The sequence below is a fragment of the Allobacillus saliphilus genome (genome assembly GCF_018138385.1).
Classification (GTDB): domain Bacteria; phylum Bacillota; class Bacilli; order Bacillales; family Alkalibacillaceae; genus Allobacillus; species Allobacillus saliphilus.
The window spans coordinates 24736-46766 of the sequence record NZ_JAGSIE010000014.1 but is presented as its reverse complement, the minus strand read 5'-3'; the positions used below and the strand labels follow the sequence as shown (position 1 = coordinate 46766).

20 protein-coding genes are annotated in these 22031 nt (G+C 36.0%); 7 read left to right on the top strand and 13 right to left on the bottom strand.

Annotated elements, in window-relative coordinates; translation table 11 throughout:
- Positions 1-163 precede the first annotated feature (163 nt).
- From dndB to KC820_RS05605, 5 genes are read left to right on the top strand one after another with little or no spacing between them, the layout of a single operon-like run.
- The gene (gene dndB / locus KC820_RS05625; RefSeq protein WP_212369050.1) at positions 164-1270 is read left to right on the top strand and encodes a DNA sulfur modification protein DndB; all 1107 of its coding nucleotides are present in this window, start codon (positions 164-166) and stop codon (positions 1268-1270) included.
- Complete coding sequence (gene dndC / locus KC820_RS05620) at positions 1260-2828, top strand: DNA phosphorothioation system sulfurtransferase DndC (protein WP_212369047.1); 1569 nt, start codon at positions 1260-1262, stop codon at positions 2826-2828. The genes dndB and dndC overlap by 11 nt, the downstream gene beginning before the upstream one ends.
- A gap of 19 nt (positions 2829-2847) precedes the next feature.
- On the top strand, positions 2848-4830 hold the full coding sequence (gene dndD / locus KC820_RS05615) for a DNA sulfur modification protein DndD (protein WP_212369044.1): 1983 nt from the start codon (positions 2848-2850) through the stop codon (positions 4828-4830).
- A complete protein-coding gene (gene dndE / locus KC820_RS05610; RefSeq protein WP_212369041.1) occupies positions 4827-5195 on the top strand; it encodes a DNA sulfur modification protein DndE in 369 nt (122 codons plus the stop codon). The genes dndD (KC820_RS05615) and dndE overlap by 4 nt, the downstream gene beginning before the upstream one ends.
- A gap of 19 nt (positions 5196-5214) precedes the next feature.
- Positions 5215-6342 carry a cysteine desulfurase family protein gene (locus KC820_RS05605; protein ID WP_212369038.1) on the top strand — a complete coding sequence of 376 codons (1128 nt, stop codon included), beginning with the start codon at positions 5215-5217 and terminating at the stop codon, positions 6340-6342.
- Between the two features lie 71 nt (positions 6343-6413).
- Here KC820_RS05605 and KC820_RS05600 read toward each other — a convergent pair whose 3' ends face one another.
- The 8 genes from KC820_RS05600 to KC820_RS05565 form a co-directional block, all read right to left on the bottom strand.
- Positions 6414-6878, bottom strand: a complete 465-nt coding sequence (locus KC820_RS05600) for a DNA phosphorothioation-associated protein 4 (protein WP_212369035.1) — start codon at positions 6876-6878, stop codon at positions 6414-6416.
- A complete protein-coding gene (locus KC820_RS05595; RefSeq protein ID WP_212369032.1) occupies positions 6879-8870 on the bottom strand; it encodes an AAA family ATPase in 1992 nt (663 codons plus the stop codon).
- Positions 8870-9049 carry a hypothetical protein gene (locus KC820_RS05590; protein WP_212369029.1) on the bottom strand — a complete coding sequence of 60 codons (180 nt, stop codon included), beginning with the start codon at positions 9047-9049 and terminating at the stop codon, positions 8870-8872. Before KC820_RS05590 ends, KC820_RS05595 begins: the two co-directional genes overlap by 1 nt.
- A 16-nt stretch (positions 9050-9065) precedes the next feature.
- Entirely contained in the window at positions 9066-11168 is a 2103-nt protein-coding gene (locus KC820_RS05585) for a DEAD/DEAH box helicase family protein (protein WP_212369027.1), read from the bottom strand.
- 16 nt (positions 11169-11184) lie between these two features.
- Positions 11185-11613 carry a hypothetical protein gene (locus KC820_RS05580; protein ID WP_212369024.1) on the bottom strand — a complete coding sequence of 143 codons (429 nt, stop codon included), beginning with the start codon at positions 11611-11613 and terminating at the stop codon, positions 11185-11187.
- Positions 11613-13592: a DNA sulfur modification protein DndD gene (gene dndD / locus KC820_RS05575; protein WP_212369021.1), complete on the bottom strand. Its 1980-nt coding sequence runs from the start codon at positions 13590-13592 to the stop codon at positions 11613-11615. The genes KC820_RS05580 and dndD (KC820_RS05575) overlap by 1 nt, the downstream gene beginning before the upstream one ends.
- Complete coding sequence (locus tag KC820_RS05570; protein WP_212369018.1) at positions 13567-13848, bottom strand: hypothetical protein; 282 nt, start codon at positions 13846-13848, stop codon at positions 13567-13569. Before KC820_RS05570 ends, dndD (KC820_RS05575) begins: the two co-directional genes overlap by 26 nt.
- A 118-nt stretch (positions 13849-13966) precedes the next feature.
- Complete coding sequence (locus KC820_RS05565) at positions 13967-15436, bottom strand: o-succinylbenzoate--CoA ligase (protein ID WP_212369015.1); 1470 nt, start codon at positions 15434-15436, stop codon at positions 13967-13969.
- 319 nt (positions 15437-15755) lie between these two features.
- On the opposite strand from KC820_RS05565, the gene KC820_RS05560 reads away from it, so the two are divergent.
- Together KC820_RS05560 and KC820_RS05555 are read left to right on the top strand one after the other, a co-directional pair.
- Positions 15756-16022, top strand: coding sequence for an AbrB/MazE/SpoVT family DNA-binding domain-containing protein (locus KC820_RS05560; RefSeq protein ID WP_212369012.1), 267 nt, complete (start codon positions 15756-15758; stop codon positions 16020-16022).
- 1 nt (position 16023) lies between these two features.
- Positions 16024-16359 carry a type II toxin-antitoxin system PemK/MazF family toxin gene (locus tag KC820_RS05555; protein ID WP_212369009.1) on the top strand — a complete coding sequence of 112 codons (336 nt, stop codon included), beginning with the start codon at positions 16024-16026 and terminating at the stop codon, positions 16357-16359.
- A gap of 29 nt (positions 16360-16388) precedes the next feature.
- On the opposite strand, the gene KC820_RS05550 is transcribed toward KC820_RS05555, so the two are convergent.
- The 5 genes from KC820_RS05550 to KC820_RS05530 form a co-directional block, all read right to left on the bottom strand.
- Entirely contained in the window at positions 16389-16982 is a 594-nt protein-coding gene (locus KC820_RS05550) for a class I SAM-dependent methyltransferase (RefSeq protein WP_212369006.1), read from the bottom strand.
- A 210-nt stretch (positions 16983-17192) separates the two neighbouring features.
- Positions 17193-18011, bottom strand: coding sequence for a 1,4-dihydroxy-2-naphthoyl-CoA synthase (menB, locus tag KC820_RS05545; protein WP_144163438.1), 819 nt, complete (start codon positions 18009-18011; stop codon positions 17193-17195).
- A 12-nt stretch (positions 18012-18023) separates the two neighbouring features.
- Positions 18024-18845, bottom strand: coding sequence for a 2-succinyl-6-hydroxy-2,4-cyclohexadiene-1-carboxylate synthase (gene menH, locus KC820_RS05540; protein ID WP_212369003.1), 822 nt, complete (start codon positions 18843-18845; stop codon positions 18024-18026).
- Between the two features lie 5 nt (positions 18846-18850).
- Entirely contained in the window at positions 18851-20578 is a 1728-nt protein-coding gene (gene menD, locus KC820_RS05535) for a 2-succinyl-5-enolpyruvyl-6-hydroxy-3-cyclohexene-1-carboxylic-acid synthase (protein ID WP_212369001.1), read from the bottom strand.
- Complete coding sequence (locus KC820_RS05530) at positions 20579-21970, bottom strand: isochorismate synthase (RefSeq protein ID WP_212368998.1); 1392 nt, start codon at positions 21968-21970, stop codon at positions 20579-20581.
- Positions 21971-22031 lie beyond the last annotated feature (61 nt).

Here is a 22031-nt window from a genome sequence, read left to right as displayed (position 1 = left end):
CCTCTTGGGTGCATTATAACAAATTTTGAATATTATGATAGTTGATTAACAAGTTACACTAAAAAATATATAAATTCTGTAGTAAATTATTTAAATTCTTTTGCTTATGTAATATACTTAGTGTAAGAATTACGTACGTAATAAATGGAAAGGAATTTTACTTATGGATACTGCATTTAGCTATACTTTTCCAGCTTTAAGAGGCTACCAGGCAGAAAAAGAGTATTATGTTGTTATGTGTCCTCTTCGTTTGATACCTAAAATCTTTCTTTTCAATGAAGAAGAAATTCCTGCTCAACATCGAGCACAAAGAATTCTAAATAAGAATAGGGTACCGGAAATAACCAATTACATACTAGACAATACAGATAACTATGTATTTTCGTCTTTGACCGCTTCAATTGATGGCGAAATGGAATTTCAGCCATTTAGCGAAGAAAAAACCTGGGATGATCTTGGACGCTTACAAGTTTCACTTGATTCTAGATTTCTAATCAATGATGGTCAACACCGAAGAGCAGCTATCGAAGAAGCGTTAAAAATCTCTCCAGAACTTGGTGAAGAAACAATTTCAGTTGTATTTTTTGCTGACGAAGGATTGAAGAATTCTCAGCAGATATTCGCAGACCTAAACAGACATGCAGTGAACACAACTACCTCAATAGGTATCCTTTACGATCACCGTGATCAACTTGCATTACTCACAAAGGATGTAGTTTCTGAAAATGAACTATTAGCCAGATATACTGATACAGAACGAGTTAACTTATCTAAGAATTCTCCAAAGTTAGTTGCCTTAAATCATATTTTTAACACGATTCTCCGGTTGTTAGGCAAATCTAAGGGAGATTTATTGGATGAAACTGAAGAAAAATTTGTAAAAGAATTTTGGGAAGTTCTTTGTGAGAGCATTCCAGAATGGAAGATGGTATTCAATAAAGAGATGAGTCCTAAAGAGTTAAGAACAAACTTCATTGTCGGACATGGAGTTTTTCTTGAAGCTGTGGGTTTAGTTGGTAAAGCAGCATATGAACAAGATCCAAGTAAATGGAAAAATTATATAAGATCACTTAAGAAGATTGATTGGAGTAGAACGAATACCAAAGATTGGGAAGGTCGTGCTTTTTCAACAAAAGGAAGAATTCAAAAAACCAATTTGACCATACAGCTCACTGCTAATCTTATTAAAGAAAAAGTAGGGCTTAAGTTATCTGAGAGCAATAAGAAACAAGAAAGAAAATTTAAGGAGGCTAAAGGCCATGCAAAGTAATATCATAGACACTATGTTAAATAAAAATAAATCTCTAATCGAAGAAGCTAAAGAACAAATAAAAGAGGTTTATTTAGAAGACGATAGACCATGGGTAGTTGGTTATAGCGGTGGAAAAGATTCAACTGTTGTCAGTCAAATTGTTTTTGAAGCCCTAAAAGAATTAGACTCTAATCAACTCCATAAAAAAGTGTATATTATTTCATCTGATACATTAGTAGAAACACCTTTAATTATTCAATCGATTAATACGACGTTACATCGCATTCAATCAGAAGCACTAAAACTGGGTTTACCTATTGAAACACACAAGGTTAAACCTGAACCAGAACAATCATTTTGGGCTAATATCATCGGTAAAGGGTACCCTTCTCCTAATCAACAAATGCGCTGGTGTACTGACAGAATGAAGATCGATCCTGCTAACAAATTTGTTAAGGACAAAGTTTCTAAATTCGGCGAAGTTATTATGTTGTTAGGTGTTCGTGAAGATGAGAGTGCAACTAGAGCAAATGTAATTAACTCTCATACTGTAGAAGGAAAACGGTTGATGAAGCATTCGACTTTAACGAATGCATATGTTTTTGCTCCCATTAAGAAATTTAAATTAGATGATGTCTGGGAATACCTTTTAAATAATACTTCTCCTTGGGGAGATGACAACACGGAATTATACAAATTGTATTCAGATTCAAATAGTGGTGAATGTCCGTTAGTAATTGATAAGACTGTAAAAGAATCCGCAGGCTCTTGCGGTAATAGTCGTTTTGGTTGCTGGACATGCACCGTTGTGAACGAAGATAAAGCTTTAAATGGTTTTATCGAAAATGGAGAAGAATGGATGCGTCCTTTACTAGAATTCCGAAATTGGTTAGCAGGAATTCGTGATGACCGTACAAGAAGAATGAAATACCGCATGGACGGACAAATTTACTTCTTAAATGTTCAAACTGAAGAAATCGATGAAAAATTATATGCTGTCCTACCTAAAAAAGGAAGTCGAGCCAAAAAAGTTATTCCTGTCGATCAATTTAATCTTGTTCAGGAAAACGAGCTAAGTAATTACTTAGCAGAAAATAATATCGACCTAAGTGCACCAGGAGACGATAATATTCTTATTGAAAAAAATGATGGGAACTATGCTCAATTGGGATTAGGGCCTTTCACAATGGAAGCTAGACAGGAAATCTTAAAATATTTGTTGGAAATTCAAAGAGATCTTAACCACCCATCCGACCCATCTTTTGAGCTTATACAAGAAGAAGAATTAAGAATTATTAGAAGGTATTGGCTAGAAAAGGGTGACTGGGAAGATAAATTGCCTGAAATCTATCAAGAAGTTATGGGATACGATTTAGATTGGGATTTTGATGATCAGCCACTCTTTGACCGCGAACAAATTACCGATCTGGAGATTTTGTGTGAAAGAAACAATATAGACTTTAAATTAGTACAAAAGTTAATCGGCATAGAAAAGAATTACTCTGGTTATAAAATTAAGCGCGGTATTTATGAAGAAATTGAAAAAGCTTTAACACAAGATTATTTACACATCTAACACGAAGGGATCAGAAATTATGCAATTAAAATCTATAACCCTCGAAAACTTTGGCGCTTATAGAAAGAAAAATACAATTGCTTTTAGTATTAACAACCCTAAGAAAAATATTATTTTAATTGGTGGTCAAAATGGTGCTGGAAAAACTACACTTCTAAACGCAATCAAGATAGCACTATTTGGCCCCTATGCTTATGGTTATAAAACGGAAAACAGTAAACCATATATTGAAAAAATCACAAACTATTTAAATACAAATGCTATAAAAAATAATGAGAATCAGTTTTCCATTACACTAGATTTTTCGGAAGTAGAAGATTACAAAAAAGCTGATTTTAGCTTTACTCGTTCTTGGAAATTGAAGGGAAACAACTTTGGAGAAAGCTTAGTTATTAAAAGAGATAACATTATATTAAATGAAACAGAAAAAGAACTCTATCAGTCAAAACTAAATGAAAATATGCCTCCAGAATTATTTGATCTATGTTTATTTGATGGTGAGGAAATTTCTAGAATAATCAACGATAACTTACTTTCAACTTATTTACAGAACTTATCAAGAGTCGTATTTAATCTAAGTTTATTTGAGAACTTAGAAAACGATTTAGATACTTTCTCTACTCGTAAAGTAAACAGTGATCAAGCCAGTAAGGTAGATAAAGAAATTATCGAATTAAAGAATTTAGTAAACGAAAAAACTGAGGTTATAAAAGACTTCCAATCCAAGATCAATCATAAAGAAGAAGTTATAGCTAAGTTATCTAGTGACTTATCTTCTATTGAGAAGGACTTTGAAACACACGGAGGCCTTTATAAAGAGCAAAGAGATGAACTCCTTGTCAAACTAAATACGATTGAGAATAGGAGAAAAGAAATTAATAATGAAGTTAAAGAATATATTGCCACAATTCTTCCCTTCTATATCAATAAAGAGTTACTAGAAGAAACGACAAAACAACTTGAGGATGAAAACACTCAAAAAATATTTAAAGAGTTCTCCAAGAGTCTTTCTGAGGATAAGTTAAATAAGATTCAAACCGACTTAGGACTTGAAAACCAAGAAGACAAACTAAAAAATAGTTTGTTAGCTCATATGAAACCAGAAAAAGAGCTCATTCTACATGATGCTTCAAATGATCAACGTAACAAAGTATTTCAAATGAACAGTATGGTTTCAATAAATACTTCAGATTATTACACTCAATTACTAAAAGAGAACCAAGACTTATTAGAAGAGGCACAAAATATTAAGAAAAAATTAAAGACTCATGATGAAACTAACGAATTCACTCAAATGATCAAACAAATCGAGCAGTTAAAATCGAACATCGAGAAAGAAGAAAATACACTAGAAGAACTAAAACTTTTACTTACTGAACACTCCCAGAATGTTGAAGAACTACAAGTGAAACTAGAAGAGAGACAAAAAGAAAGACACAAACAAAGTAAGCAAATGAACGCATTTGGTCTTCTAGACAACTTAATAAATACAAGTAAACAATTCAGAGAAATACAGGTTCAAAAAAAATTGCAAGAAGTTGAATCTGAGGCTTTACGAATGTTAAAGCGTTTAATGCGTAAACAAAATTATATTTCACACTTATCGATCTCACATGAAGATTATGAAATATATGTTTATAACCAGAGCATGGAAGAACACAATATTAATAATCTATCTGCAGGTGAAAAAGAAATAATTTTACTCTCGATCATATGGGCGATGTTTAAAGCATCAGGCCGGAGAGTTCCATTTATTTACGATACTCTACTTGGAAGACTAGACAAAAAACACAAGGCTACGGTTCTCAGCGAATTATTACCATCAAGTGGCGAACAAACCTTAGTATTATCTACAGACACAGAAATTGATGAGAAGCATTATAATTTAGTTGAACCATATCTATCACAAGCGTATACGCTAGATTTTAATAACGAAACCCAAAGTGTCACTATTCATGATGAATATTTATTTATAAATGAGGAAGATGGTGTTAGAACATGAATTTCAGATTAAGGACTTCTTCTAAGACAGCAGAAAAACTAAAAAGTCTACAAGCATCAACCAAACTAACACCAAATATCCTTTCGAGACTAGCAGTTTCACTTTCACTTAAAATAGCCGAAGAGCCGCAATTAGAATTAACAGATACTTCAGGTTTAGAGTTTAATAGAAATACATTGACCGGGGAACATGATTATGTATTTAAAGCATTAATTACTCAACGAATGCAAAAAGAAATTTCGGATGAAGAGTTTTTCCCAGATTTATTTAATGCTCATTTAGAACGAGGCATTACAATTCTCGATAATGAATATCGACATGCAGGTAATCCCGATCGTTTTATAAATAATCTTTTAAAAATATAAGTTAAATGGGGTGAAGTTTATGACACTTTACTTGGATAATAGTGCGACAACCCCTGTACTACCAGAGGTTAAAGATGCTATGCTCCCCTATCTTTTAGAGGAGTTTGGCAACCCATCTAGCAAATATTATTCAGAGGCAGAAAATGCCAAAAATGCTGTTAATAATTATAGAGAAAATGTTGCAAATTTAGTTGGGTGTAAGTCAAGAGAAGTTGTTTTTACAAGCGGTGCTACTGAAAGTAATAACATGATTATTAAAGGTGTAGCAGATTACTATGCTGATAAACGAGGAAAGCATATTATCACTTCACAAGTCGAACATCCAGCTGTGTTAGAAACATGTAGATATCTTGAATCAAAAGGTTTTCTAGTAACCTATCTAGATGTCGATCAATATGGCAGAGTTGATATTGAACAACTTAAAGAATCCGCAGAAGAAAACCCTCCTTTATTAATTACTTTAATATGGGGAAATAACGAAATTGGTTCGCTAAACCCTATTCGTGAAGTCGCTCAATATTGTAATAAGCGCAATATCTTATTTCATAGTGATGCAACTCAAGTAGTAGGGAAATTTCCAATTAATCTTGAAGACTATCCTGGTTTAAGATTCTTATCTTTGTCTGCTCACAAATTACATGGTCCAAAAGGAATTGGGGCTGCAATCATTCGAGAAGATGAGTTAGGACTACCTACTAAATTAACACCACTTCTACACGGTGGTGAACAAGAAAATGGGTTTAGGAGTGGTACCTTAGCTGTACATAATATTGTAGGCTTTGGAAAAGCTGCTGAAATTGCCTTGCAAAATTTAGAGGATAACATTTTAAAGCTTAAACAAAATGAAGAATACCTATGTAATATACTTAAAGAAAAATACAATGATCGAGTACAGTTTAATCACTCAAAAGAGAACAAAATTCCTGGTATTCTAAGCATTACTTTTCCCGGTGTTAACAACGAATTGCTTGTAAAGAACTTAGCTCCATACGTTGCTGTATCTACCGGTTCTGCTTGTAGTACTAGTAAACCAAGCCATGTATTAAAAGCTATGGGGTATGATTTAGAACATATCCGTTCAACAATTCGAATCTCTATGTCGCCAGAAATTAAAAAAGATGATTTAGACATATTTAATAACTTATAGAGTTAATTAGAAAAAAGGAACCGCATTAGGCTCATAAAGTCCTGTGGCGGTTCCTTCTTGATTTTATGAGGTTAATCAAAAGAGATAATATCCGCGATAGCAGCAATATCTCGATCTTGACTACCTCGTTGCTGTTTTGCCTCCATTAACAACTCAAATAAACTATTTACTGCAAACCGTTTATTTTCAACTAATTTTTCATAAAGTATAGTGGCTCCGCCAGCAGCAAACTCCTCAAAGATGGTTATTTTTTGATCAAATTTTTCTTCATCTTCAATTAGTATGCTTGGATCTTCCGACGTATTTAGTGCTACGGCATTAATAACCGTTTCATCTGTTTCTAAATTAAAAACAGTCCAAGAAATTGGTTCTAAGGAATTTTCGAAACTAATCCTCTTATCATTGAGATATCCTATTAAACCCGAAATCATGAAAATATCTTTATATGAATTAAAAACTCCAAATTCATCTTTATCTGTTAATTCCCTATAGATCTTTTCTTGATCTTTTGGACGTCTAATTCTTCGTTGACTCAATTAATTGACCTCCTTTACGTTCGTATATTCATACGGTTTATCCTTATTATAACGTGGATCATTGTACTCTAATTTGTATTCTTTACCAACTAGGCTCTTCATCTGTTCTTCAACTTCACCTTCCCACTGTGAAGTTGAGACGATCACTATTACCTGATCAGCTAGTTTGTAGATCCCCTTAGCTACTCTTTCTCTATGGTCTGAGTCTAATGCACCAAAAGGCGAGTCCATTACAAGTGGATATATTCCGCCTTCATCGAAAGCATTTTGAGTCTCTTTATTGAATGTTTCCCTTGCAATATCCACGATTGCTCCAATAAATGAAAGAGATGTAATTTGTCTCTCTCCTTGTGACATAGCAACAGGGTTCCCTTTTTCATTAAATACGTTTAACATATAATCTTCAGATAAATTAATACTATAATTCTTACGTAGAAATTGTGAATAAACCTTAGAAATTCGATCCTGTAACTGTTCTTTTACTATAGTTTCCCTAATTTCTAAGATATTTTCCATAACATCTATTAAGTTCCTACAAGTTTGCATCCGTTTTTGTGCTAAATTCGACTTCGTTTCTTTTAATTCCATTTTTTTCTGTTCGTTCTCTAATTCTACGATCTCTTCATCCAATCGCTCTATATTTCCGTTAATAGACCCAATATCCTGGTTAATTTTATCTTTTTGATTTGAAAGTTCTTTTCTTCTCTCTTCCAAAGCAGCTATATCTTCTGTTGTATGTTCACTTAGTTGTGTGCTAATCTCTTGTATTTTTTCATTTAGGAGTCGAATGTTAGTTGATTCACTACTTTGAGCTTTTTTCAATCGATCTAAATTTTTAAATAAATTTTCTTTTCTTTCTTCCACAGTTCTTCCATTTTGTTTAAAGTAATTTACTGTATTAATAAGCTGATTAGAGGTAGTTGCTTGTGCTAACTCCTGCAAATGGTTCAAATGAATTGAGTCTTCTTTAATTTCTTCTCCACAGATACATTTACCATCTTGGATCAATTTATCAATGAAATCTTTTGTTATTCCTTTAACAAATTGTTCTTCTGGTCCATTACTATCCAATATTTCATCGGCTTTTTCCATAATTGGCGATGTAAAAGCTAAATATCCTTGTTTACTCATAGTATTTACTAATTCTTTTTCAATTTCTTTCAGTCTACTTTCAGCCTGATAAAGCTCTTCTCTTTTGCTTTCTCTTAATTCTTGTAACTTCTTAGCCCCTTCTAACTGAGTTAGACGGATTTCTCTTTCTTCAATTTGTTTATCAAGAACTTTTATATTATCCTGCTTTATTTGTCTCTTCTCAATATAAGTATCTCTTTCCTGCTCAAGTTTCTCTAGTTCACTATAAACCTCTTGAGTTTTAGCATCACCTAATTCTTTAAGTTCTTCTCTAAACCTTTTTCTAGCTTGGTCAGTATGTCTTATAGATCTTTCCAAAATCTCTAAACCCATCATACTTTTAATTGCTTTCTCTATATCTTCATTGTTACCACTTTTTGTTAAGTTATCTATTCTTTCTCCGTCAAAAAAGAAATACGTACGTAAATCTTTGGGTAAGATTCTATTAATTTCTTCTGTGTAATTCTCTATTCTCTCGGACTGTCCTTCATGACCTATAAATTGCATAGAGACTTGGGGTTCTCCGTAGAGAATTCTATCGTCATTTGTTCTCTCGACAACAATAAAGCGCTTTAAAGAATATTTTTTAGAAAAAGCTTCAAAATGTAACTCAACATAAGATTCAATTGATTGATCCTTTTGTAGGTTACTCAACGCATGTTCATTACAAATGTTTTCTGGGTTTGGTAGGTTCAAATCACCGTACAGACACCAACCAAATGAATGTAGCAAAGCAGTTTTCCCTGAACCATTCTCACCATGTACTACTGTTACATTTTTGTTTTGTAATTGTGAAAACTCTAATTCTTGATAACCATAGTATTGTCTAAAATTATTTAAAACAATTTTCTTTAATAACACTATTCATCAACCCTCTCTTTCACTATGTCCATAATTTGTGAAACAATCGGTGTGCCTTGCAAGTTTTCTCTATGCAGGAATGACTTTTCTGCCTCCAAAATTTCTTTCAAAATTTTTGTTTGCTCACCCGATAACCCTTTCAAGATTGCTTGAAACTCTTCATTCTTTTCTTCTATCATAGTTTTACCTCCTCATCTAAACATCTAATAAATTATAAGCACGTGTTACGTCTGCTAAGGTTTCAATCGCCTCAGGACCATTCATTGCTAAGTTAGCAAACTCCGTTAATCTTTTAAGTTCACGTTTCAATAAGTTTCTTTCCATATTAAACAAAGCTGGTTCTAACTCACTGATCTCATCAATATTTCTAGGTAAAATTATAAAGTCATGTATATAAGAGTATTGTTTTCCTTTATGTTTTCGTAAAACTCTTCCTCTTCTTTGAATAAATTCTCTTGGATTTGTACTACTAGCTAAAATATATGCATTTTGAGTTGCTGGGACGTCTACTCCCTCATCTAGACATTTAATTGCCACTAGAGCTTGTAAGTCTCCCTCGCTAAACCTCTCTAATAATTCTTTTCTTTCAGAATGGTCCTCTCTCGCTGTAAAGCTGTGAACTTTCATTCCCAATCTATTACCAAGCATTTTTATTACTTTATCTAATTGTTTTTCACCATCTACATCACTATCACCACAATAGACGATATTATATTTCGATTCAGTTGACTGCCCCATTAATTCATTTAACTTATCAATTTTCTTTCTAGCACTGCTTAAGATTCTTGCTCGTTTGATAAGTAGTTTTTCTTTTATTTCAGATGACTTTCCTAAATCATCTGAACCTAATGTCTTTACTAACTTACGGGTAATTTCGTAATATTCCTCACTTTCATCTTCATCCAGATATACAATATGAGGATAGTAGAAATACTCAGTCAAAAATCTCCCTATTGCTTGGTCTAAACCAAATTGATAAACAGTTTTTCCTCCAAAATATTTTAAAAGCTTATCTGTACCCTCGTCGTCATACCATCTGTTAGGTGTTGCAGATAAAGCTAGCCGGTATGGGATTGCATCAATTAGTTTCGAGTTTAGATACTTTGCACCAAGGTGATGCGCTTCATCTGCGACAAACACCGTGTCACTCTTCAAATTTCTTAGCTGATTTTGCATTTTTTCTGATGAAAAAGTATCGTTAGTTGTTATGACACAAAAATGATTAATAATATCGTAATTGAATGAAGTAATCTGGTCGTTCAGTGTCTCTTCCCAATTCTTCCCACCATACGCAATGATTGGTGCCATATTAAATTTTTTCAAATCCTCTACCCATTGGTTTACTAAATGTGTATAAGGACATGCAATCACCACTGCTAATTTCCCAGTATTTTCATAAAGTTTCGATACTGCAGAAATAGCGGTTATTGTTTTTCCTGTTCCAGTAGCCATTTCTAGTAAGCCCTGCGCGCTATTTTTAAACCAACTTTTAATCGCTTCAATTTGATATTCTCTTAATTTTATGTAGTCAGGGATCCTAGGATAATTAATTTGATATCCCATACCTTGATCCTTAATTTCGTTATTTTTAACTTCTGGATCTCTATTGCTGTAAGTATTTTTACGATATTTCAACAATTTATCTTTGACCGCATCTGGAAAATCAATAATTTCTAATTGGGAATTAGAATTCGTCCATAAGTTTGAAAATGCTTGTTCTTTAGATGTTACTCTTTTTTCATCAGAGTTGTCCCAAGAGAAAAATACATCAATTGCTTCATAATTATTCACTAATCCACCTTCTGTTTCATTCGAGGAACCTGAAAAAGCTATTTTATTCCCTACAACATCTTCCAAAATTCCTAGTTTCTCATGATAGATTCCAAGAGAAGTTTGATCTTTCAATACAGCAATTTTGATATCAAGTTGATTATTGTATACGAGCCATGCTAAATAATTTAGTCGTTCTTGTATAATTTTATCTTCTGCGTCAAATTCTAATTCTTTAATTAGCCGTTCATTAAGAACTTCGTCTCGTGCCTTGTAACCTTGATTAATTGCTTCAATATCTTCTTTATTCAAGTGTGGTGAAGCAATTAATTGCATTTTACCTCCGTTTTTTATAAAGCTAGATAAACCCTTAGCAGCGATTGCTAGAGAATTGCTAGTAAAATATCCAACAGCTCTTTTATAAATTTTCGCTTCACTCAAAACAGGAACATAAAAATCATTTATGATATCGCCTGAAGACCCTCCTGTTCGATAGTGAAAAGAAAGATCAAGATCGGTAAAGGCCATTTTGCTCTCCCCCAATTTAAAATCCTAGTAAATCTTTAATCTTTTCCTGATCATTTTTGTTGTTTACACTCTCAGCTAAGTAAATTAAATAGTTATCCAATTGATCCAATTTATTAATTTCATCATGCATAATGTCAATACCCAAAATTAAATACTTTTTTATTACGGGTGTAAGATCTTCATCACTTATAAACTCTTCATGTTTTTGAATGATAGAATGCTTAACAAACAAATAGTTATCCCCTGGGCATAAAGTTTTTAGCGGTATTTCTCGTCCCTTACTTGAATCTATATTTAAATTACTATCTTTATTAGAGTGAATAATTCCTTTTGAAAGAGCAATCCGTAAAACAATCGGCCTGTCTTTATTACTTGTGAAACCCATAAAACCCATCAAGTCACTTACTTTTTCATCTGACTTTTCAGGAATAATTATATTTGCCATTAGCTATTGACTCCTTCTTTAAATGAAAAATAACCCTCTCTAATTGTTGTACACTTTGCATCGTTATCATAGTCCAATCGATAAGTTACATTCATATGATTTCCTAATTGATCAGTGAACTCTTCATTAACTTCAGTATCAGTTGAAAGTATAATGACTTGATCACTTAAATAAGGGAAATAGTGCTCCATTAAGTTTTTTCTGTGAACGCTATCTAGCCTTCCTAAAGGTGTATCGATAACATAAGGTAATTCCAATGGAGCGTTTTTAGTTAATGCCCAAATTAATGATAGGGCTATTATTTGTTTTTCTCCGGCTGATCGGTCTGTTAAGCGAATTTGAGTACCGTTTTCATTAAATATTTTGATTGTAAATGATTCTACATCAAACTCTACTTTTGAGAAATCTTGATTCTTACGTAAAAGTTTTTTAATTATATCCTCGAAGTCTTCTTTTATACATCTAGCTTTATAATTTGTAACGCCTTCTACATATTGCTGTGCTGCTTTCTGAACCCGTTGAATTAAATCAAATTGTTTCGTTATCGAACGATTCGAGTCGATATTTTTTAATTTCTCTCGGTAATTTGCTGTGACCTTTTTGAGTCTTTCTTTAATTTTAATTTCATCAGATCTAAGTTTATTAACATTTCTTTTAAATTCATTAACTTCTTGAGTTAACTTTGTAATCATAGTATCTTCATGTTTATAATCCTCGATCTCTGGAGTATTACGTATTTTTTCTTCAACTACTTCTTTTTCTTTTTCTAATTCCTGCTTCCTTTCAAGTAGGCTTTTAACATCAGTATCCTTTATATTTAACGAAGAAAATCTTCTCTGTTGATTTCTATCTATGTTATGTAGAATTTCAATTTCCTCTGGTAACTCGTATTCATAGATATTATTTATTTCAGCCCAAGCAACTTTTCCTTCTTTTTCAAGAATATTTATTTCATTCTCTGAGAGGGTATTTTTAATAACATCTCTATTTAATAAATTTGTTATAAATTCATTAAACTCCTCAAAGTTAAGCTGTATTCTATGCTTTTTATTTTGATATTCTTCTTCAATCTCAATCTGTTCTTTCGCTTTTTCAATTAATGGACTTAAAATCATTAATGGCAAAGATTGTTGTGAGAATTGTTGAATTTGAACTTTTATTTTTTCTATATCCTTATTGAGTGTTTCCAGACTTTGATGAAGTGAACCTTTATTCGTATAGTATTTTTCTATCTTTTGATTTTTAGAATCTTTATATTTTTTTAACTCAATTTGCTTTTCTTGCGTTTTTTCATTAAAGATATCTATATTGTCTGTAATTTTTTTTAGCTGGTCTTCCAACTCCATTTTTTCAATCTCAAGTGATTCGACTTGTGATTTTGGAACTAACTTTCTTGATTCTTTTTCAATTCTATCTTCTGCAGCTAGAATATCCTTTTGAACCTCTCTATAGAAGTTTAATCCTACAATTTTTTGAATTGGTCTCTTTAAAGAGCTGTGCTCCTGCTTATCAACTAAATCTTGTATCTTTTCTCCATCAAACAAAAAGAAAGATGAAATATCATAAGGAACATTTTTATCGATAAAGTTTTGTAATTCACTGTCACTTAATTTTCTATAAACACCATCTGACCTTAATTGTCTAGTAAAGTCTCTAAACGTTTGATTATTATTATATTTAAGTACTCCAATGATTTCATATGTATTATTGTTAGATTCAAATTCTAAATAAAGTCTTGCTTCGCGGCCATCTTTTTGGTAAAATTTATTATTTAATGTTCCATCTAGCATTCTTTTTTGTTCATTGTTTGCTCCTTGCCGATATAGCAATAAGTTTATCGCTGTTAAAATACTCGTTTTCCCTGCTCCGTTTAAACCTCCAATTAGAGTAATATTCCCTTCCTTATTCTTGTTAAAATTGATGGTTTGTTTCTCATAAAAAACCCTAAAGTTTTCAAGTGTTAGGCTTTTTAACTTCATATTGATTACCTCTTTCCGACCAAAACTTGATTTCTTTTAAAATTTCCTCTATCATTACTCGGTCTTTAGAATCATTCTGCAAATAATAATTATCTTTAGTTATAAAAATATTTCTCAAAATTTTGGGGTTAACGTTGTTATCTTTACAAGCTTTCATTAACAATATCTCTTCATCTCTACTACGCTTCATTTTAATCTCCTTTAATAACCTAAAATTCTGTAAATTACATTCAAGCAAATGTAAATATTCTTCCATATTGTCATTTTATCATATATTTAAGAATTATGAAGATCAGAATCACATTTTATTTATTAGCAATTCTAGTGAATATATTACTAAAGCTCCCTCAGACCAAGGGAGCTAAAATGTATCATTAATTTATATGTTCTACCAACCTATTCCTCATCAACTTCCTCGAAGCATTCCTCGGTAACTCATCAATCTCATAAAACTCTTTCGGCACTTTATATTTCGCCAAGTTTTTCTCACAGTGATCTTTCAAAGTTTCCGCTGAAAACGTCTCTTCTTCACGGATTACGACGAATGCAACGGGCACTTGTCCCCATCGTTCGTGTTTTTTACCGACGACCCCAGCGTCTTTGACAGATGGGTGTGATTTTAAAACGGATTCAATTTCTGCTGGATAGACGTTTTCGCCTCCAGAAATGATTAGGTCTTTCCTTCGATCGACAACATATAAAAATCCTTCTTCATCCAAATAACCTAAGTCGCCGGTTTTTAGCCAACCGTCGTGAATGGTTTCTTTGTTGGCATCTGGGCGGTTCCAGTAACCTTTTGTAACGGATGGGCCTTTCATCAAAATTTCACCGACTTCGCCAACATGGCATTCTTCAGCATCATTCATGATTTTTAATTGCCCAGGAAATAACGGTTTGCCTGCAGAACCTAATTTTCTTAACGCATTTTCTTCATCTAGCGTACAAAATTGTGAGGCTGTTTCTGTCATCCCGTACGTTTGAAAGACAGGTATGCTTTTCTCCTTGCTCGATTCTAATAACGATTTCGACGCTGGTCCACCACCGAGTAACATGCAACGGAAGCTCTCTGGGTATGATTCATTTCCCAATCGTTCGACTAATTCTTCTAACATGACAGAAACGGCAGACATTGTCGTTACACCGTGATTCATGATGTCTTCGTGCACGCTTTCGACATCGAATCGCTCATGCAAGTGAGCGGGTATGCCGTATATCACACTACGGAATAAAATGGATAGTCCGCTCACATGGAATAGTGGTACACAAAGTAGCCAGCGGTCATCTGCATTTAGTCCAAGGTTTAAGACAGATCCATTCGCATTCCACCAATGGTTTCCGTAAGTAAGCTGAACGCCTTTTGGCAATCCAGTTGTTCCACTTGTATAGAGAACCGTCGTTATGTGGTCCAAATCGAATTCAGCGATACCTTCGTCTACCTTTCCTTCAAAAGAGAATTGCTCAAAAGACACGCTATGTAGATTGACTTCGACAGTTAGTTCATCGACGACGGATCGAAAGCCTTCTTGGAATAATAGGTGAGTCACTTCTCCGTCTTTTAGTTGAAATAAGAATTCATTGACGGATAAACGTGTATTTAATAGAAACATGACTGCACCAATCTTTTGCAGTGCATGAATCATGACAAACATTTCATAGCTATTTTTGGATAATACAGCAACATGGTCGCCTTCGTTTATTCCTTGTTGCTTCAGTTGATATGCATATTGACCTGCATGCTCGTTTAATTCTTTAAATGTATATCGTGTATCATCACTTAAAACAACCGCTTCTCGATCCGGTGTCATGGCAGCTCGTTTCTTCAGCCATTGTGGCATGATGGTCATTCTCTCATCCCCTTGCTGTGTATGTATATATATGTCTATTGTAACATTTGAAATGAAGAATTTGGTCGAAGTTTGACGGTTAAATATGTTATAGACTTTTAAGTTTTTGAGATTAAGATTGGTCTTTGTTCACATGAAGGGTTAGATTTGTTTCGTTCTTCGTCTGTCGTCTTCAAAAGAATCTTTCTTGCAGAGGGTATGTTAACAATCGAAATTATCAAGAACAGAATTCTAATCATTTTTTGGTAAAGATTCCAGTATCATCTTCGCCAATATTGTATATACTAGAGTATACATTTAGTGGTGGGAGGGGGATATAATGGAGTCAAACGAGGAAACAAGGAGGCATCATATAACTGTGAAAGCACAAAAATGGGGAAATAGTATTGGAATTCGTCTACCTTATAAGTTAGCTGAGAAATATGGGATTGAAAAAGGAACAGAATTAGAAATCCGTGAAACGAATAATGGAATTTATTTAAAACCAAAAGGTAAACCAACTTTAGACGATCTACTAGCTCAATGTGAAGGTGAAAACCCGTACGATGAATTCTTTGATAAATCAGTTGGAAAGGAAGAGTTATAATATGAAGGTTCCAGATCGAGGGGATTTTATATATTTAGACTTTTATCCACAAACAGGCACCGAGCAATCAGGCAGAAGACCTCCTATTGTATTATCTCCAGCGAAATTTAATCGTGTAACTGGTTATGCAACCGTTTGTCCCATTAGCGGAACAAAACGAGAATGGGGGTTCAATATTCATATACCAGAAGGTTTTGCTGTCGAAGGAGTTATCATTAGCGACCAAGTTAAAAATTTAGATTGGAAAACTAAAAATGCTAAAATAACAGGAAAAGCACCGAATGATCTTGTTAATAAGGTTGTTCAGGTGATACATACTTACATTTACGAAGAATAATAAATTAATGAACTTTCAACCTTACATTTTTATTTCTCATTCCTCGCTCGTATCTCCAAAAACAGCCCTTTAAAATGCTGGTCCACTTGCTCTACACGGAAGCCATTCTGTTTGATGCTTTCCAATGTATTGCGATTGAGATGGCAACCATCACACATTCGTTTCCAGACAGGCGTCACCACATCTTGCAATCTACCAACAATTGGTTGATCTAGGCGGACGTGTTCCAAAAACAAGATGGGTGCTTCATATTTTGCCACACGTTTAATTTCTTGAAGAGCCTGGTTTAAATCAGTGACCGAGCAAAGCACCAATGTTCCGACAACGACATCGAATGTATTGTCGTCAAAAGGTAAACGTTCAGCTGACGCATTGACTAATTCGATTGGTACAGTCGCCTCGCTTCGCTTTTTCTCTGAAAGCTCTCTCATCGAATGATCGGGTTCAATGGCAATAACTTTTTCGGCATTTTTATAATACGGAAAATTTGCGCCTGTCCCTGAGCCGATTTCCAAAACTGTTCCTTGTTGATTGGAGACAAGCTTTTTCCGTATTTTTCCGAAGCGTCTTTGTTCAACTGGTTTCATCACGCGGTCATATGCTTTTGAAAATAATGAGCCCATCTCAATCCCTCTTTTACGTGTAGAAATAATTACTTATTCTTTTTCGAATTAAACATGATGGCAATAATAAAGATGACAAATACGGCGACAAAGATTGAAGAGTCCATTGTATTCACTCCGTTCTCTTTTTCGATTTGAGCCTATTTTATTTCGCATGATAATGAAAAAGACCACACCTAACCATATAGATGTGATCTTTGTTTCTGCGACTTATGGGAAGCGAGGGAACTGGTCGAAGTCCGGCTTGCGTTTTTCTTTAAATGCGTCACGGCCTTCTTTCGCTTCATCTGTTGTGTAGTAAAGTAGTGTTGCATCTCCACCCATTTGTTGCAGTCCTGCCAAGCCGTCTGTGTCAGCGTTGAAGGATGCTTTTAGGAAGCGTAGTGCAGTTGGTGATTTTTCGAGCATTTCGTTACACCATTGGATGGTTTCTTCTTCTAATTTTTCTAGAGGTACGACAGTGTTGACTAAGCCCATGTCTTCTGCTTCTTCTGCACTGTATTGACGGCATAAGTACCAGATTTCACGTGCTTTCTTATGTCCAACCATACGAGCAAGAAGTCCTGCGCCGTAACCAGCATCGAAGCTTCCTACTTTTGGTCCTGTTTGGCCGAATACAGCGTTGTCTGCAGCAATCGTCAAGTCACAGCATACGTGCAACACGTGGCCGCCTCCGATTGCATACCCGGAAACCATTGCAACGACTGGTTTAGGGATCACGCGAATTAAGCGCTGTAGGTCCAATACGTTCAAACGTGGTACTTCGTCTGTTCCTACATAACCACCGTGTCCACGGACAGACTGGTCTCCACCAGAACAGAATGCTTTGTCCCCTGCACCTGCAAGAACGATGACACCTACTTCTTTATCATCACGCGCTCTTGTGAATGCATCGATCATTTCTTTAACCGTTAATGGCGTAAACGCGTTACGCTTTTCAGGGCGGTTAATGGTGACTTTTGCGATTCCGTTGTACTTTTCATAAATAATTTCTTCGTAGTCTCGAACTTTTGTCCATTCGACTGCCATATTGTTTTCCTCCTACGTACGTATTTTATGTTTCATATGGATTTGTAAAAATTCACTTACTATTTTAACAAAAGAATGAAGATTTTCCACGTGAACTGCATGTCCTGCTTCTTCAACAATGTTCAATTCCGCTTGTGGCATGCGTTCAGCCATTTTTTGATTGATTGTCGTAAATTTCTCATCGAGCTCGCCTGTGATTAAACATGTCGGAAGATTCAGTTGTTCTAAACGATCCCACAAAGACGGCATGACGCCGGTTCCCATCGTTTGAAGTGACAGTGCCAGTCCGTGTTCCGTTTGGATGAGTCGTTCTTTTCGAATCGCTTGTTGGATGTCGTTCGGTAACTGTTTTTGTGTTTCGAAGAGCGGAATGTTTTCCCAATAGTCGACAAACCGCTCGATTCCTTTTTCCTCGATAAATGCAGCCAGTTCTTCGTCTTTCTTTTTTCGTTCAGATCGTTCTTCTTCCGATTGAAGTCCTGGCGATGCACCGACCAAGGTTAAGCTTTTGACACGGTTCGGGTGCCGGTCTGCGAGAAGCATAGCGGTGCGGCCACCCATGGAATAACCGACGAGATGAAAGCGATTGAGCTCCAATTGATCGATGACTTCAATCAATTCATCGACATAGCCTTCCATCGTTTTTTCATCACGAATGATGGTTTTTCCATGTCCCGGCATATCTATTCCAATCCACTGACAAAGTACGTCTGATTGATTTACAAGGTTTTCCCATTGCTTAGCGGAACCGGTAAAGCCGTGTAGCAGGACGACTGGTTCGCCAGCACCTGCCAGCCGGACGAAGTATTGTTGATTTCCTACTGGTACAATCATTTCAATCAACCTTCTTTTTGAATACTTTCTGTGATGCGTTGCCATAACGCTCGGTGGTGTTGTTTATTTTCATCACGATCCGTTACGACTTCGATGATTTCCATTCCTGAAATTGGCTGTCTTACTAACTGTTGAAATTCTTCGGATGTTTTCGGCTGGTGATAACGATAGCCTACTGCTTCAGCCAATGTTTTGATCGGCGGGTTAAATGGCGTGCCGAACAATGTTTCAAAATGGTCCGCTTCAGTGTTTTGCGGCAAGAAAGAGAAGATTCCTCCTCCATTGTTGTTGACGACGACAACACGTAGATTCAGTTCATATTTTCTTGCGATAAATAAAGCTGTGTAATCATGTAAAAAGGATAGGTCGCCGAGAAATAGGGTTACGGAATTTCCTGTTGCTGCAAATCCAGTTGCTGTGGAGATTAATCCGTCAATACCGTTCGCTCCACGGTTCCCATGGATACGAATCTTTTCTTTTTTTGCCAGTGAGAACGTATCCATGTCCCGGATTGGCATGCTGTTGCCGACGAAAATAACGTCATCGGTGTTAGCCGCTTCGGTTAATTCAAATGCGACTTTTCCTTCGGTTAACTGTTCCCCTTCAACCGTTCCACGAATCTCTTGCATCGCTTTTTCATCCATTTTTGTCCACATCTCTAACCATGCCATATCGCCTTTAAGCTGGACGGATGAGTTCAACAGTTGTTGAACAAGCTCATTCGGTTCGCTGTATACCATTGTCGTTTCCAGGCTTGCCGGTTCGCGGTACCCGCTCGCTTGGTCGACAACGATATGATGTTTAAGTGGGACGGCTTGAATCCATTTCAAATAGGGCTTTGATACAGGCATTGCACCGAAGCGAAGGATAAAGTCTGGCTCCAGCGTGTGTGCGATCTTTTCATCTTTCAAAATGGCATCATACGTTGAAATGACTTGTGCGTTTCCTTTATTTCCATGGCGCACATGCGATAGGACGTCCGCAAAAATAGGAACGTTCCAATGCTCTGCCAATTGGTGGATTGCCTCAACGTCTGTATCACCTGGCAATTCTCCACAAACAATGATGCCTTTTGATAAGTCTTTTAGTTGATGGATGAGGGTCTCGGTCTGGCTTGGATGTAACTGTTCATGCCCAGTGATTCCTGTCACGTAATTTCCTGTCGCATTGCCCCAAAGATTTTCTAATGTGAAATCTGGTATGAGCGGATCTCTGAATGGAAAGTTCAATTGGACGGCACCTGGTTGGGTCGTTTCCGCTTGGCTATATGCTCTTGCTGCTTGGCGTCTTGCGTACGTAATAAGCGATGGGGCCGCTTCAGGGATTGCCATTTCATGAAAATATTTGACGTAATCACCATACATTTTAATTTGGTCAATTGCTTGTGGCGCCCCGTTATCACGAAGTTCGTGTGGGCGGTCTGCTGTCAAGACGATTAACGGTACTCGGCTATAATACGCTTCAACGATTGCCGGGTAATAGTTCGCTGCGGCTGTTCCTGATGTACAAACTAATGCGACGGGTTTCTGTTTTGATTTCGCCATCCCTAAAGCAAAGAAAGCAGACGAGCGTTCATCAAAATGCACCCATTCCTGAATGGCTGGGTGCTCGGTGAACGTTAATGCTAAGGGAGTCGAGCGAGAGCCCGGCGAAATGACGACATGTTCCATTCCGTTTTGGGCTAACTCATCGACAAAATTGGTTAAATATCTAGACGCTTCTCCCATATTCATTTACTGCGTACCTCCCAAAGCATCAAGCATTGGTGTAAACTTGATCCGTGTTTCTTCATATTCTGCATGTGGGTCAGAATCTTTCACCACACCACAACCTGCGAATAATGTCGCTTGATTTTCAGTAATAAGTCCCGAACGAATCGCGACGGCAAATTCCCCGTCAAAATTGGCATCCAACCAACCTATCGGACCTGCATACCAACCGCGGTCAAACGGTTCTTTCTCATCAATAAATTGAAGTGCTTTGTCACGCGGCTCCCCACCTAATGCCGGTGTTGGATGTAATTGTTTCACTAACTCCAAGATCGTTGCATCATTTTTCAATGTAGCAGTCACCGGTGTGAATAAATGTTGCAAGGACTTCAAGGGGTAAATGACGGGTGTGTCAGGAATATCGAAGCTTTCAACATAAGGAGCGACCGACTGCTTAATCATTTGCACGACATAGTCATGCTCTTCACGGTTTTTCTCATCGTTTAACAGCTGCCATGCGAGCATTTCGTCATCTTCTTCTGTCTTTCCTCGAGCAGTTGTCCCAGCAAGGCAGGCGGATAACAATTCATTTCCTTTTACTTGAACGAGCCGTTCCGGTGTTGCACCGATAAATGCATCGTTCTCTTGCTCAATGACAAATACGTAGCTATTCGTCTGTTTATCGATCATTCGTTCAATGACTTCAGCTAGTGGAATATTGTTATCGAATAAGACGTCTGTTTTTCTCGCCAATACGACTTTTTCAAGTGATTGTTCACGGATAGCGTCGATTGCGTCATTTAATAATGTTTCCCAATGCTCATACGTAAATTGATCATGCATCGATTGCATCGTCGGTAACGTTTCTTCAATTGTTGGCTTGCTTAATACTTTTTTCATTTCGGTAAAACGGTTTGCAATTTCATTCACATCCGTTGTCTCATCTATCGTCGCGTGATGCGTTAAATATGTCTGACCGTCTTGCTCTGTCAGCATCCATTTCGCTAAAATCATCTCACCTGATGCGAATGCTTTCCACGTGTCGTCTGTTTGATCGATGTGATCCATAAATGAAAAGCCGCCAAATAAAAGGGGACCTGTCCCAGTTACTCCCGCTTCAGGAAGCAAGCAATTCTCCAAATACGCTTCCCATTGCTTTCGAATGGACTGGAAGCGGTCCTCCCCTTTTTCGGGTGTCAATCGTTTATGTGCACCAACGCCAGCAATTTGCATGTCGCCGGTTGGGTTTTTCCAAAAAATGCGTTCGCCTAAGTGCTGCGTTTTTTTGAAAAACTGTAGTGCAGATATTTCATTAATTGGTTCCACAAGGGAAACCTCTATTTGTTTTTGATTTATAAGTTTAGCCGTTGCTTGATTTAATTGGTCATGCACGGATGTTTTCGTGATTTGAATCATGCATATTCCTCCACCTATTCTCATTAAAAACGGTCCACCCTATATTGTAAGTCTTTTTGAG